Source organism: Terriglobia bacterium (genome assembly GCA_020073185.1).
GTDB lineage: Bacteria > Acidobacteriota > Terriglobia > Terriglobales > Acidobacteriaceae > JAIQGF01.
Genome location: JAIQFT010000037.1, coordinates 1 through 13,897, shown reverse-complemented (window position 1 = coordinate 13,897; position 13,897 = coordinate 1). Strand labels below are relative to the sequence as shown.

Sequence of the window (13,897 nt, the reverse complement as noted above, 5' to 3'; positions counted from 1 at the left end):
CACTCGCACGGGGCGGACGGCGAGAGTCTCCAAGAATTAAGTTCGCCGATTGCCGGCGGGAAGTACAACGCAGAATTTCGTTGCGGCGGATTGAGAAATATGATTGCGTTGAATAGCGACAACGGCCGTCAAGCGAAGATTACTGGAGTGTGAAAACTCCGCGGCAGTGATCGGCGAAGACACCCCGCCGCCGAGCTTGGGACCACCATCGGGGGGCGGTGGGCTATTACGATGGGTTCTTTCTGATGGTCGTGGGCCAGCCCACAGAGATAAACGTGTACTGCCGGAGGCGGTCCAATTCTGAATTTTCCGCCATCCGGAGAACGCGGTTCAGGAGTTCGTCGGCCTCTTCTTTGCGCATATGATTTGTGGCTGCCCAGAATTTCGGCGGATGAAACCAGATCCGTTGCTCGGGATTGGCGGTCACAGAATCCTCCCCACGGAGAACTTCAAACTTACCATTATCCACCGATTCCAGCTCGCAGGGAATCTGCGCCGCAACTTTTAACATGCCTGTAACAATCGAGAACTGGTTCGCCGAAGCGCGGATGCGCAGGCCCTATATGGCACGATGCCAAGATGAAACAGCGATTTGGGTCATACTCGGTTGACTCAACTTGGCATCATCGCAATTTTCCTTTGGCGGTTATGATTCAACGGTATATGGACGGAGAACCTCTTGACCGTTCGAGGAATACTCGGCGACAAGTGCAATTGACGCTCCGGGAAGCGGCCCGGCTGGTGAGTTGGGGCAATCGCCTTTGTGACAAGAGTCGCAGCCTGCAAGAGGTGTTAATACTGCTTCTGGAGGAAACGAGCGCAGGACAGAAAAAGGCTCGCGCCCACCGAGGACGCCGGCTGCGAAACGACTTGGCAAACGGATCACGGCCGAGATAATCCCAAGTTCCCTAAAAGCCGCCTTTCCCAAACGTCAAGCGGATACCTGTCGTCAGCAGCAGATCGTTTTTCTTGATTCCCGCTATAGGGTTGCTTACGTATCGATCTCCGAAAGAGGCTTGCCAGTTGAGCCAGTTGCTGATTCTGGTCGTCACGGTCGAATCGAATGTAGTGCGGTATTGCCCCGTGTTGCTCAGGCTCGGGAAGAACTGGAATCGTTCCGATAGACTCGACCGGTTTGAGGTCTTATAGGACAACTCCTCACCAACGACCACTTCGGCGCCCTTCAGATTGACGCCTGTCGAGTAATATGCCTGATCGTACGCGCCTCCACCGAACACGTCGAAAACCGTGTGTTGGGTTTTCACAACATGGTAGCCAATCCCGCCTCCGAGGACGTTCCGCAAGTCAAGCTTTTGGAATTGGTCAAATTCGAAATCGGTGAAACCAAACACAAACACCCGAGGGCTCAAGTTCAAGTCCCCACGAATCCCGCCTGTGATCGCGTGCGCTGTGGTGACAGATGTGCCTGTAGAGCTGTTCTTGGCGAAGATGGAGTTGGCATAGACGGTAATCTTGTCACTCGGCGCTGCTCGCACCGCCTTAGCACCAAGCACGAAGCTCAGCGTATCTGAGTTGCCTTTCGTAGTGCTCAGGCCGGTATCGAAGAACCCACCCCAATAGTCGGTGAGGTGAGGATGCCGCAATCGTTCCGCTTCCGCGTCGTAGACGGCTTGCTCCTTATCGGAACGGATGCCTACGATTGCATCCTTGGTAGTGAAGACCGGACCGGCGTCCCGAGTCTGCAACTGCACTTTGCCATCATGGGGCGTTGCCGTTCCGACAATGGTCTGCCCATCTTTGAGGGCGACGTGAAGCGTTTGCGTCGAACTGATCGTATCCACCGCTCCCCACTGGACGGTCACTTCCCCGGCAAATTCCGTCTTGATGACGAGAGCTTTGTCGTTCGACTTTATGATGTCTCCAGTTAGTCGATCCCCATTTTTCAAAGTGATCTGATCGGCGACTACGGTGAGACACGCCAGAACCATAAGTGCCAAAACCAAAGTCAGTCTTTTCATTTTTTCCCTTTCTTCGACTGCCGAAACAAGACCGTTTTCATTCGGCTGCTATTTCGGTGGTGGCGGGCAGCCTAGCGGGCCTTGCCGAACACCTGCTTCAGCAGCGACGTGGTTTGGGCTGCGGGGTCTTTCTCTTCGTGTTCTTGTTGTTGCGATTTCTGCTTCCTGAGCCACGGCTGAGCTGACCCTGCCTCGCTTGTCAGTAGGAATCTCTACGATTTGGGCTCCGGCCAATCTGCGGGCGTGGATTGAAGTCAACCGTGGGCGGCGAGAACTCTCGCGGCTCGCGATTGACTGGAACGATTCGGGAGAAACTACCTGCGATAGCCCTCGTTGTATCCCTGAGCGTAACCGGCCTTGTAACCCTCCCGGAAGGCGTTCTTGTACGCCGTCTGACTGCCGTAGGAGGAGTTGTAGCCGTTGGTTCCTTTCTGGTAAGTGCTGCTGTACGTAGGACGATTGCTGTGGCCGTTGTTGCGGTCCGCTTGTCCGTACCCTAAACCCTCCTGGAAACCATTGTTGTAGGCCCCGTTCTGGATATTGTCGCCGAACGGGCGATGGCCGGGTCCGATGCGATACGGCCTTCCATATTGACTATTCTGACCGTACCGGCCGGTGTAACCCTGGTCGTAGCCCGCCTCATAGGCGCGGCGGTCCGCGTCGTTGTCGGGATGCACACGATATGCGCGGGCGTGTTTGTTGATGCGGTCTTCCTGCCCGTGCTGCCAGCCCCGCTGGTAGTTTGGGTTATCCTGATTGGCGTTGTTTTTGTTCTTGTCGTGCCCGCGGCTGTGCTCAAGTCCTTGTTCCGATTGATACGCAGCGGCGAATTTCGGCGCACTTAACACAGCCACGGTGAATGCCAGGGCTACAGCCCACATCGCGTGACGCAGATTTAGTTTCATTTTAAGGCTCCAATCCTAATGTTTCTTCAGGGCCACACAACTCAATTTTCACTCTCGCGCCCTAAATGGCTGGTCAAAATTGACCACATCGCGAGGCTAAATCTCGGTGTTCTGGACGTAATCTTGCGGGGGGGGCGCACACACCGTTCCATCTGAACTCCTCTTTCAACCCTTCGAATCAAGTCGCCTTGCGGCACTATGCTGCTGGGCGTCAGGTTATCGACGAGTTGCTCTAGCAGTTAAGCCAAGCCCGTAACTCGCAGCCTCGGGAGTAATACCAGCCTGACCCGTGATTGTCTACACTTGCTCCGAGCCAAGCACGCTCTGCCATTTTTCAATGTGATCTGATCGGCAAACAGGGTGGGGCACGCCAAAACAAAAGCTGCCAAGACCAAAGTCAGCCTTCCCATTCTTCCCCCCTTTCTTCGCATGAGCGAAACACAGCCGGTTTCCTTCAACGGCTGTTTCGGTGGTGTCTGCCGCTGTTGCGTAAATGGTTTGAGCGGTTGCGATTACGTACCGGAAACGCGGCTCCCGTTCTTCGTCTAATACCTCTCGATGAGTTCAAAGCAGGGCCGGCCCTCATGCCCGTCCGCCTGATGATGGCTGATCTCGCGCGCGATACGGACGTAGGCTTCCTCCAGTTCTTTCCGGCGCTGTTCCGGCAAGCTGCGATCTTCCAGGGCGGCGACAATGTCGTCAAACTCTGATTCGAGGCGCTCCAGTTCTGCGCACAGCATCTCGACCTCCATTTCCACGCCGAGGATTACGCCACGCACATGGCGATGAGTTCCTTCTTGCTCAATCCCAGGATGCGGTGTTTCTGGCCGGCTTTCTTGAAAGCGGCAATCGCCGCATCCAGGTGATGCTTTTCGTGAGCGGCCGACATTTGCGTGCGAATGCGCGCCTGACCCTTGGGCACCACCGGGAAGAAGAAACCGACCGCGTACACACCTTCGTCAAACAGGTCGCGAGCGAAGTCCTGCGCCAGCTTGGCGTCATAGAGCATGACCGGCACAATCGGGCTGTCGCCTTCCTTGATGTCGAAGCCCGCATCCTTCAGCAAGCCGCGCCAATACCTGGCGTTCCATTCCAGCTTGTCGCGTCGATCGGTGCTGGCTGTGATCAGGTCCATGACCTTCAGCGCGCCCGCCACGATCACCGGCGCCACCGCGTTGGAGAAAAGATACGGACGCGCCCGCTGCCGGCACATTTCCACCAGCTCGCGGCGCCCGCTGACGCAGCCTCCGGAAGCGCCGCCCAGCGCCTTGCCCAAGGTGGTCGTGATCACGTCGATCTTGCCGAGGACCCCACAATGCTCGTGTGTCCCGCGGCCGGTGCGCCCGATGAAACCGGTGGCATGCGAGTCGTCGAGGAACACCATGGCGTTGTACTTCTCGGCCAGGTTCACGATGCGATCAAGCTTGGCCGTGTCGCCGTCCATGGAGAACACGCCGTCGGTGATGATCATGCGAAGGCGCTTGTCCTGGTGCTCGATCAGCTTTTCTTCCAGGTGTTCCATGTCGGAATGTTTGAAGGTGTCCTGCATGGCCTTGCACAGGCGCATGCCGTCAATAATGGAGGCGTGGACCAACCGGTCGGCGATCATCACGTCCTGCTCATTGAGGCACGCCTCGAAAAAGCCGGCGTTTGCGTCCATGCAGGAAGGAAACAGAAGGGTATCTTCGGTGCCGAGAAATGCGGTTAGCCGATGCTCCAGCTCGCGATGGATATCCTGCGTGCCGCAGATGAAGCGCACCGACGACATGCCGTAGCCACGGCTGTCCAGGCCGGCGTGCGCGGCGGCGATCACGTCGGGATGGCTGGAAAGACCCAGGTAGTTGTTGGCGCAAACGTTGATGCACTTCCTGATCCCGCTTCCGAGAGGAAATTCCACTTCGATGTCCGAATGCTGCGGCGAATGAATGTAACGCTCTTCTTTGAACAGGCCGGCGGCTTTGATCGCCTGGATGCCGGCCTGGTAGGAATTGCGGACTGCATCGTTAAAGGCCATGGCTGTTCCTCATGATGAAGTTATGAATCCGAAGTCCCGGGGTTACACCGGGACTTGCTGAAAACGTCGCACCAGCGCCACGATGCTTTGCACGGTGTCAAAGGCCTGGGGCGTGGCATCATCGTCGGGAATCTTGATCGAGAATTTCCTTTCCAGAAAACGCTTGAGAGAAACCATGGAGAAGGAATCGACGATGCCGCCCGAGATCAGCGGCGTCGTTTCGGTAATCTCCCGCTCATCTCCTTCCTCCAGGTACTCCTTGATCACGTAATCGCGCACCATGTTGGTGAGTTCGTCCATTGCCTTGTTCTCCTGTTCGCTCCACCGCCGCGCTGGTCACTCGTTCATCACGGTGGAAAGATCGCCCACCGGCTCGTGGAACTCCTTGCAGCGCAAAATCCGGCGTACGATCTTGCCGCTGCGGGTCTTGGGCAGGGAATCCACAAACTCGATTTCCTGCGGCATCGCCAGCGGAGAGAGCCGCTTGCGAATCCGGTTCATGATTTCCAGTTCCAAGTCCGCCGATGGTTCGTAGCCCCGCTTCAGCGTCACGTACGCCTTCACGACTTCCATGTTGACCGGGTCGGGTTTGGCCACCGCCGCCGACTCGTGCACCGCGGGATGCTCCAGCAGCGCCGACTCTATCTCGAACGGCCCGACTAGGTGGCCGCCGGTATTGATGACGTCGTCGTCACGACCCATGAACCAGAAATAGCCATCCGCATCCACCGAAGCGCGGTCGCCGCACAGATACCATCCGTTCTTGAACTTCGCCTGGAAGCCCGCCTGGTTGCGCCAGTAAGCGCGGAACTGCGACGGCCAGCCGGGACGCAGCGCGATCAGTCCGGCAACACCCGGCTGGTTGACCGGCTCATAGGTCTTCGGGTTCAGCACGGTCGCGGTGATGCCCGGAAACGGCTTGCCCATCGAACCGGGTTTGATCCGCATACCGGGGAAGTTGGTGATCACGATGCAGCCGGTTTCGGTCTGCCAGAACGTGTCGTGAAATGGCCTGCCAAACGCTTCTTCCGACCAGATTACCGCCTCGCCATTGAGCGGCTCGCCCACGCTCGCCAGATAACGCAGGCTCGACACGTCATGCTTGCGAGGAAGCTCGGTGCCCTCTTTCATCAAGAGCCGGATGGCCGTGGGCGCTGAATACCAAACCGTCACGCGGCGCTGGGCAATGAACTCATACCACCGCTGCGCGTTGAAGCCGCTATCAAGCACCACCTGCGTGATCCCGTTCGACCAGGGGCCGACAATGCCGTACGACGTGCCGGTCACCCATCCCGGGTCGGCGTTGCACCAGTACGTATCGTCCGGCCGCAGGTCGAGCACGATTTTGGCCGTGAGGTACTGCGCGACGATGGAGTAGTGGACGTGTTGCGCTCCCTTGGGCTGGCCGGTCGTGCCCGAGGTGTAATGCAGAACGGACGGCGACTCGGCGGTGGTCGGATATACCGCAAAAGTCTCGACCGGGGGCGCCTGCTCCATCCGGAACGCTACCTCTCGTGCCTGCAGTGGCGTGTCGCCGGCGTCCACCACGATGATGTGGCGCAGTTCCGGCAGTTCTTCGCGAATCTTCCGCACCTTGTGAACGTGTTTTTTCTGGGTGATGATGGCCGAAGTTCTAGCGTCGGCGAGACGCACGAACAGCGACTCGTCACCGAATGCGGAAAAAAGAGGCTGCGCCACCGCCCCTGTCTTTAGGATGCCGAGGAAGCCGATATACAGTTCGGGAACGCGGTCCAGGAACAGGCACACGCGTTCACCGGGGTGGACGCCGAGTCCGACCAGGAACGAGGCGATGGTGTTGGAGAGAACGCGCAGGCGATCAAACGTGAACCGCTTCTCGTTGCCGAGATAATCTTCCCAGATCAGCGCGAGCTTGTCCGCCTGGCCGAGACGGCAGATGCGGTCGCTGCACATCCATCCGATATTGAGCGGCTCTCCCGTCTGATAGCCCAGTTCACGCTCGGCTAGCGACCAACTGAATCCGGAAACGAGTTCCTCGTAAGAAGGCGGAGCCATAACCTGTCCGATCTCGGCGCGCGATACTGGTCACGATTCCAAAATGACCATGGCGCCGGTTTGTCGTTTGCCGGGAGCGATGGCGAGCCGGACGTGCCGCACTCCCAAGCGCTTGGACTCCAACTTCATTCGCTCGTGAAGCACGATGGCGTTTCGGTCGCCCAGTTCGACCTCCACCTCGCGCAGCATGCTCAGATCGGTGACCGCGACTCCCAACGCCTTGAGAGTGGCTTCCTTGGCTGCGAAGCACGCGGCATAACAAAGAGCCGGTCTCCTATCCCGGCTGCATCGGCTGATCTCGCGGCTGGTGAAGATGCCATCGCCCAACCGCCATTCACCTCGCGCCAGCTCCTGCTGCACTCGGGTGTTGGCGACGAGATCGATCCCTAAGCCAACGATCATGACCATTGCGAGGATCGGTGCCGGATGCGAGAACCTCGCCTGCTGGCTTGATGATCTACCTCTGCGCTCGAGGCTCAGCGGTTTTTTCCACTCTGCCTTCCCATGGCTTCCCGAAATAGGCTTCCGGGCGCACGGTTCGTCTGTCAATGACCGCAATCGTTGGCCGCTGATTTCGGAGTGGAGCAGGTCAGAACGATGCACAGAAGAGGGGGGCCGCGAATCCCCAGCTTGGGTCCCGGTGCAGTTGTCAGAGCGGATGCTGACGACGGCCTTCAACCCGGCGGAGGCCACAAGCGGCGGCGCAGTTAAAGGCATCCTCCATCTCCTCGGGCGTGACGTGGCGTGCGATCCTGGCGTAATGATCGTGGTCAACGCAGCCGGCGGGATGGTACTGCGACATCAGGTTAACGTAGGTGTCGGGGCCGAGTTCCCGGGCAATCCAGCGCAACACGCGCGGCGTACCCGCCACCCCGTCCGGCATGACCAGGTGGCGCAGCAAGATTCCGCGTGAGGCAAGGCCGCTTTCGTCGAAGACCAGCGGACCGACCTGGCGATGCATTTCCTTGATCGCGGCACAGGCGAACTCCCTGTAGTCGGCGGCGTGGGAACAACAGGCGGCGGCATCGGCGTCCCAGTACTTGCAGTCGGGCATGTAGATGTCCACCACGCCGTCCAGCAGGGCCAGCGCGGTCAGCGAGTCGTAGCCGCTCGTGTTGTACACCAGCGGAAGATGCAGGCCCGCCTCCACTGCCAGCAGCAGCGCTTCCAGGATTTGCGGGACTACGTGCGACGGAGTCACCAGGTTGATGTTGTGGCAACCGGCTGCCTGCAGATGCAGAAACATTGCGGCCAGCTCCGGGGCGGAAGTGGTTCGGCCTTCGCCTAGCCAACTGAGCTGGTGGTTTTGACAGAACACGCAGCGCAGATTGCATTGCGCGAAGAAAACCGTTCCCGAGCCGCGGCTGCCGCTGAGACAAGCCTCTTCACCGAAATGCGGACCGTAGCTGCCGACCCGCGCCCATCGTCCGGTCCGGCAAACGGAGGCTTCGTCATCGAGCCGGTCCACCCCGCATTCTCGCGGGCACAATTTGCAATCGGCGAGCAAGGCGACGGCGCGTTCGACGCGATCGCGCAGTTCACCGCTCTCCCACAGATCGAGGTACGACGCTTGAAAAAGGCGCCGCTCCGGCCAGAGTGCTTGCGCTGCCATAAACTAGTTAACCAATATCCCTCTAGTTCGTTTCCAGACAAAGGAAATATGCGCCGCGTGGCAAACGCTTATCCCGTTTTGAAACAGGAAGAGGGCGGTGCAGAGGTGGTCATACCGATCGCGGTTTCGCAGCCACACGAATTCAAAACCTGCGCCATCACCCAGTCGGCAGCGTGAACGAGAACACCGACCCGTGCCCCGATTGGCTGGTAACGGTAATCGTTCCGCCGTGCAACTCGACGATGGCTTTGGCGATCGCCAGTCCCATGCCGGTGCCCTGCATGGAGACTCTCTGGTTCCGCCCACGATAAAACTTTTCGAAGATCATGCCCTGCTCAACATCGTCGATGCCAGGGCCGTGATCGGCGACCGACGTGATCAGTTGCCGATCGCGTAGCTCCGCGGTGATATGGATGGGCGTCCCCGACGGCGAATACTTGCCGGCGTTGTCGAGCAGTTGCGCAAGAACTTCCGTTATCCGTTTCAAGTCCATGCGCAACGGCGGTAGCTGTTCCGGAACCACCACTTGAACCGTGTGCCGCTCCAGCGCGTGCTTGGCCTCCCGCAGCGCCAGGTCGACCGCTTCGCGGATGTGATGTGGTTCGAAGCGGAGCTCGATCTGTTGCGCATCGAGTTGGGCAACTTCCGCGGCTTCGCCTACCATGCGGTCAAGCCGGTCGCTCTCTTCATTGATGACCGTTGCCAACTCCTTCAATTGAGGTTGGTCCAACTCGACCTCGGACAAGAGCGTTTCGGCTGAAGCTTTGATCGCCGTAAGCGGCGTGCGAAAGTCGTGCGTCACCGCATCCAGCAACAAGGAGCGGATACGGTCGCTTTCACGTGCCGCCTCTGTCTTGGTCAGCTTTTCCATGGTGGCGGCGCGCTCGATGGCGATGGCCACCAGGCTTCCGATCGCCTCCAGGGTTTCCCGGGATATGTTTGACCCGACGATGCCCAGGCTCCCGATGCAGCGAACTCCCATGCGGAGGGGCATGAAGCAGGTCCCACGTTCCCGGTTCAGGACAGGCTCTCCACGACCGCTGACCGCTTTCAACTCGTCGATGGGGATCAGCGATTGCACGCTGATGTCGGAGAAGTACGTCTTCTGCTTGTGGTCAAGAAAGATGGCGGCCCCGGTCACGCCGAAGGAATCGACGATATGCGACGGCACGTTATTCAGAAGACCAAAGACGTTCTCCGAGACGAGAAGCTGCTGGCTGAAGGCGTACAGTCGCTCCACCTCGCGGCGGCGCTGGTTCGATTCCCGGGCCACACGGCGGGCGCGCTCCGACAGGTGGCTGCCGATGATGGCGGTGATCAGGAACGCGAATAGAGAAACCCAGTTCTGCGGGTCGGCAATCGAGAATTTCAGCAATGGCGGAAGGAAAAAAAAGTTATAACCCAGCGTCGCCAATACTGCCATGAAGATGGCTACGCGCAGGCCCCAAAAGGCGGAAACAACAAGGATCGCGAGTAAAAAGGTAAATCCCACGGTAGTGGGATTCAGGTGGATCATACGGAAATAAATCCAGCCGATTACGAAATCAATCGCCGCCGCGGCCAGGAAGCGTAGGATCCATTGCGCCGGTCGGGTCACGCGGGCATTGTAATCCATCGACACAAGGTCCTCGTTTCAACGAGAATAGCCGCGATGCCGAAGACGCCTGAGCAATGGTTGGAAGAAGCGTCCCCACAAAAGAGACAGGGCATATTCAAGCTCATCTTGGGTTACGCACCGGGTGTGGGCAAAACCTACAACATGCTGAGCGAAGGCGCTCGCCGCCGGAGCCGCGGCGAGGACGTGGTGATTGGCGTCGTCGAAACGCATGGGCGCAAGGCGATCGCCGAACTTGCCAGCATGCTCGACACCGTGCCGCGACGCCAGATCGCGTACAAAGGCGCGGCATTCGAAGAGATGGATGTGGACGCCATCCTGGCCCGTCAGCCGCAGGTGGCGCTGGTGGATGAATTGGCCCACACCAATATCGAAGGCAGCAAACACCGGAAGCGCCACGAAGACGTCATCGAGTTGCTGGACGCGAAGATCGATGTGCTCTCGACGATGAATGTGCAGCATATCGAGAGCCTGAACCCGATGGTTCAGAGCATCACCGGGGTACAGGTCAGGGAAACCGTTCCCGACTGGGTCATGCAGCGGGTGGATGAGATCGTGATGGCCGATCTGACGCCGGAGGCGCTGCAGACGCGCATGAAGCGCGGGGACATTTATCCGGTAGACCGCGCCGAGCGGGCCTTAGGCCACTTTTTCCGTCCCGGCAATCTGATTGCGCTGCGTGAGCTCGCCCTGCAGCAAGTGGCCCGGGCCGTGGATCGGAGCCTGGAGTCCTACCTCGCCAAGGAAGGGACACAGCTCAGCGTTGGTGTACGTGAGCGCATTGGCGTGTGCATCAGCTCTAATCCCGCGGCGCAGTACCTGATCGCGCGGGCGGCGCGCATGGCGCAACGCATGGACGCGGACCTGCTGGTTATCTACATCGACATCGGAGTCGATGAAAGCGCCGAGAACCAGCGCACCTTGGCTCAGAATATTCGCTTTGCGGAAAATCTGGGTGCACAGGTGATTCGAACCGAGGGCAAGAGCGTAGCCGAGGTGGTTGCGAAATTCGTCCGCGAGAAGCACATCACGCAAGTGGTGTTCGGACGCTCGGCTCAGAAGGGCTGGCGCAAGTACCTGTACCTGTCGGCCATTCACAAGTTCCTGCGCGATGCTCCACCGGTAGACGTTCACATCGTGACCCAGGAGATGAAGTGAGCGGAACCATGGCCGAGGAGAAACACAGAATTTTGATCGTCGATGATGAGCCGCAGATCGCGAGGGTACTGAAAACGACCTTGTCGAGCCGGGGCTATTCGACGCGCACTGCCTCGGATGGCGATGATGCGCTGCAAGTGATCAAGCAGTGGTCGCCGGACCTGCTCATTACCGACCTGCGCATGCCCAACATGAACGGCCTGGAACTCTGCCGGCACGTTCGCACGAAGTCGCAAATCCCGATCATTGTCTTGTCGGTACGAGGCGAAGAGCGCACTAAGGTTGAGGCGCTGGACGCCGGCGCCGACGATTACATCACCAAGCCCTTCAGCACCAATGAACTCCTGGCCCGGGTTCGCGCCGCCCTCCGGCGCGCCACGACCCCGCAACAGCCGGATTCCCAGGTCATCGAGCTCGGAGATTTCCGCATTGACCTGCAAGCCCACTGCGTTCATGTCCGCAACCAGGAAGTGAAGCTGACACCGAAGGAATTTGATGTCCTGGCATATCTGGCGCGACATCCCGGGAAGGTTGTCACCCACCGCGGACTCCTCGCCTCGGTCTGGGGTGACACCAGCACAGAGCAGCCCGAATACCTGCGGGTTGTGATTGGCCACCTGCGAAAGAAACTTGAACCCGATGAAGCCTCCCCACGCTACATCATCACGGAGCCCTGGATCGGGTACCGCTTCAATGCGGGAGATGAGTAGCCTGCAGTGAGGCTGCCGTTTTTCCCTCAGGGCGGCGCGATGGGCGCCGCGGGAGAGACCGCAGGTCAAGAATCCAGGACCTTGCCAGCAGCATGGCAACCAACAAAAAGAAGCCGAGCACGGCCACGGTAGAAGTCATTTTTCCTCTCTCGCTACATAAGCTGGCTTGAAGGATGGAGTCCAGCTTCCCCTATTTGATCGCCGACCCCGTAAAGCTCGAATAAAGACTCCATAAAAAATTCATAAAGCGAGCATCGGCTGTCGCTCGATTACGAACTTTTTATGCACTCTTTAGACAAATTTTATGCGCGCCCATATCCAATGCAGGTGTGAGCAGAACGGGCCTGAAGCGTGGGGACGTTCGCAACTGCCGACGAGAATGGTTCGAGGGGGTAATGGCTGCAATCGCAATTCTTACCGTCGCATGTACCACCGGAGTGATGTTCCTGCTTCGGTTCCTGGTGGCGATCTGCGGTAAGGACGGCAGGGGAAACCACGTGGTACATGTGTTGCGGGCATGGCCAGAACACGACGGGCACGGAGGAATTGAGCACGGAGGAATTGAGACGGACCCCGACATCGCGGTTGACGGCGTCAACCAATATATGCCGCACCGGAGGATGGCTCCCGCATTTGCGGCTAAACCGTTGAGCCGGCACGATAGTGGCGGGACCCGTGGACTTAATGTGGTGCAGAGAATGAATTCACCGACTCAAGGTCGGACAAACAAAGCCGGAAAGAGTATTCGATGATTTTGGTTGTCACAATTATCGTGCGATTCGTCTCAGCGCGGCTGAGTCGGTACCGCCAGCACGCCATTTCAGTCATGATGATTGGCTGGTTGCTGGCAGGCGTTCCCGCGGCCAGGGCGCAGGTAGTCCCTCCGACACCGGGCGCACCCGACGATGCGGCCCAGTTGCGACGGTTGGTGGAAGAGTTGCAGAAGCGCGTTGCCGAACTGGAAGCTAGAGCTCAGCAGCAGACATCGCTGGCCTCCAAACCGGCCAGCACGGCAGCTCTTGAGACATTAGCCCCGGCGCCGGCGCAAGTCACACCGGCGCGGCTGACCAATGACGATCGGGCAATCCTCGATTACCTAAAGGGGACCACCATCAATCTTACCTTGGACGGTTACTATGGATATAACTTCAACCATCCAATCGGGCGGATCAACCTACTGCGCGCCTACGACGTGAGCAGCAACAGCTTCAGCCTCAACCAGGCGACCGTCGTCCTGGAGCGGGCGCCCGACATTGCCGCCGGCCGGCGCTTTGGCGCGCGCCTGGACCTTCAATATGGACAGGCGACGGAAACCCTCCAGGGAAACCCGGCCAACGAACTCCGGCCGCAAGCATACCGGCCCATCTTCCAGGCTTACGGGACGTATGTGGCTCCCCTTCTGCAAGGTCTCACAATCGACTTTGGGAAATTCGCCAGCGCGATGGGCTACGAAGGCAACTACAGCAAGGACCAGTTCAATTACTCGCGAGCCTATTTCTTCAATTTCCTGCCCTTTTATCACATGGGCTTCCGGAACACCCTTACGGTCAATGACCACCTAAGTCTTGGCTACTGGCTGATCAACGGCGTGCAGCAGACAGAAGACTTCAATGGCTTTAAATCGCATGTTGTCCAAGTCGTTGTGAAGCCCAGCAAGACCGTGCAGTGGAATGTGATTTATCACGTCGGCAGGGAACAACGCGACCTTGTTCCGGCCCTGAATCCCGGTTTTGGAGGGTGTCCCATCCATAGTTGAAGGTTGAGGGGCGGTTCTCGACCCGGCTCTTGATAGAGTCGGGTTGGAAACTTTCTCAACGAAAGGAGAACCGCCTTGAAGCGAAGCTACCACACCCTCAGCACTTTGGGAAAA

General features: G+C 58.6%; 13 protein-coding genes. 3 read left to right on the top strand and 10 right to left on the bottom strand.

The genetic code is table 11. The features are described from left to right. Positions 1–226: 226 nt before the first annotated feature. From LAN64_13815 to LAN64_13770, 10 genes are all read right to left on the bottom strand, one after another. Entirely contained in the window at positions 227–511 is a 285-nt protein-coding gene (locus tag LAN64_13815; protein MBZ5568913.1) for a hypothetical protein, read from the bottom strand. A 397-nt stretch (positions 512–908) separates the two neighbouring features. Further along, complete coding sequence (locus LAN64_13810) at positions 909–1,979, bottom strand: DUF481 domain-containing protein (protein ID MBZ5568912.1); 1,071 nt, start codon at positions 1,977–1,979, stop codon at positions 909–911. 314 nt (positions 1,980–2,293) lie between these two features. Then, complete coding sequence (locus LAN64_13805; GenBank protein MBZ5568911.1) at positions 2,294–2,884, bottom strand: hypothetical protein; 591 nt, start codon at positions 2,882–2,884, stop codon at positions 2,294–2,296. A 545-nt stretch (positions 2,885–3,429) separates the two neighbouring features. Next, a complete protein-coding gene (locus LAN64_13800; protein ID MBZ5568910.1) occupies positions 3,430–3,663 on the bottom strand; it encodes a hypothetical protein in 234 nt (77 codons plus the stop codon). Next, positions 3,651–4,898 (bottom strand): glycine C-acetyltransferase, encoded by a 1,248-nt coding sequence (kbl, locus tag LAN64_13795; protein MBZ5568909.1) that lies wholly within the window; start codon positions 4,896–4,898, stop codon positions 3,651–3,653. The genes LAN64_13800 and kbl overlap by 13 nt, the downstream gene beginning before the upstream one ends. 42 nt (positions 4,899–4,940) lie before the next feature. After that, on the bottom strand, positions 4,941–5,198 hold the full coding sequence (locus tag LAN64_13790) for an acyl carrier protein (protein ID MBZ5568908.1): 258 nt from the start codon (positions 5,196–5,198) through the stop codon (positions 4,941–4,943). A gap of 36 nt (positions 5,199–5,234) precedes the next feature. After that, positions 5,235–6,932 (bottom strand): AMP-binding protein, encoded by a 1,698-nt coding sequence (locus LAN64_13785; GenBank protein MBZ5568907.1) that lies wholly within the window; start codon positions 6,930–6,932, stop codon positions 5,235–5,237. A 30-nt stretch (positions 6,933–6,962) separates the two neighbouring features. Then, positions 6,963–7,334: a 4'-phosphopantetheinyl transferase superfamily protein gene (locus tag LAN64_13780; GenBank protein MBZ5568906.1), complete on the bottom strand. Its 372-nt coding sequence runs from the start codon at positions 7,332–7,334 to the stop codon at positions 6,963–6,965. A gap of 247 nt (positions 7,335–7,581) precedes the next feature. After that, positions 7,582–8,487: a radical SAM protein gene (locus LAN64_13775; protein ID MBZ5568905.1), complete on the bottom strand. Its 906-nt coding sequence runs from the start codon at positions 8,485–8,487 to the stop codon at positions 7,582–7,584. Positions 8,488–8,701: 214 nt separating this feature from the next. Beyond that, positions 8,702–10,165: a DUF4118 domain-containing protein gene (locus LAN64_13770; protein ID MBZ5568904.1), complete on the bottom strand. Its 1,464-nt coding sequence runs from the start codon at positions 10,163–10,165 to the stop codon at positions 8,702–8,704. 30 nt (positions 10,166–10,195) lie between these two features. Here LAN64_13770 and LAN64_13765 point away from each other — a divergent pair, with 30 nt between their 5' ends. From LAN64_13765 to LAN64_13755, 3 genes are all read left to right on the top strand, one after another. After that, positions 10,196–11,317 carry a histidine kinase gene (locus tag LAN64_13765; protein ID MBZ5568903.1) on the top strand — a complete coding sequence of 374 codons (1,122 nt, stop codon included), beginning with the start codon at positions 10,196–10,198 and terminating at the stop codon, positions 11,315–11,317. Positions 11,318–11,325: 8 nt separating this feature from the next. Next, positions 11,326–12,027, top strand: coding sequence for a response regulator transcription factor (locus LAN64_13760; protein ID MBZ5568902.1), 702 nt, complete (start codon positions 11,326–11,328; stop codon positions 12,025–12,027). Positions 12,028–12,775: 748 nt separating this feature from the next. Further along, on the top strand, positions 12,776–13,783 hold the full coding sequence (locus LAN64_13755) for a porin (protein ID MBZ5568901.1): 1,008 nt from the start codon (positions 12,776–12,778) through the stop codon (positions 13,781–13,783). The last annotated feature ends 114 nt before the right edge of the window (positions 13,784–13,897 follow it).

What these genes read in the sequence shown, in the direction of transcription:
- LAN64_13805 (MBZ5568911.1), bottom strand. Translation starts at nt 2,884, where the DNA reads ATGAAACTAAATCTGCGTCACGCGATGTGGGCTGTAGCCCTGGCATTC.
- kbl (MBZ5568909.1), bottom strand. Translation starts at nt 4,898, where the DNA reads ATGGCCTTTAACGATGCAGTCCGCAATTCCTACCAGGCCGGCATCCAG.
- LAN64_13780 (MBZ5568906.1), bottom strand. Translation starts at nt 7,334, where the DNA reads ATGATCGTTGGCTTAGGGATCGATCTCGTCGCCAACACCCGAGTGCAG.
- LAN64_13810 (MBZ5568912.1), bottom strand. Translation starts at nt 1,979, where the DNA reads ATGAAAAGACTGACTTTGGTTTTGGCACTTATGGTTCTGGCGTGTCTC.
- LAN64_13760 (MBZ5568902.1), top strand. Translation starts at nt 11,326, where the DNA reads ATGGCCGAGGAGAAACACAGAATTTTGATCGTCGATGATGAGCCGCAG.
- LAN64_13755 (MBZ5568901.1), top strand. Translation starts at nt 12,776, where the DNA reads ATGATTTTGGTTGTCACAATTATCGTGCGATTCGTCTCAGCGCGGCTG.
- LAN64_13815 (MBZ5568913.1), bottom strand. Translation starts at nt 511, where the DNA reads ATGTTAAAAGTTGCGGCGCAGATTCCCTGCGAGCTGGAATCGGTGGAT.
- LAN64_13790 (MBZ5568908.1), bottom strand. Translation starts at nt 5,198, where the DNA reads ATGGACGAACTCACCAACATGGTGCGCGATTACGTGATCAAGGAGTAC.
- LAN64_13765 (MBZ5568903.1), top strand. Translation starts at nt 10,196, where the DNA reads ATGCCGAAGACGCCTGAGCAATGGTTGGAAGAAGCGTCCCCACAAAAG.
- LAN64_13785 (MBZ5568907.1), bottom strand. Translation starts at nt 6,932, where the DNA reads ATGGCTCCGCCTTCTTACGAGGAACTCGTTTCCGGATTCAGTTGGTCG.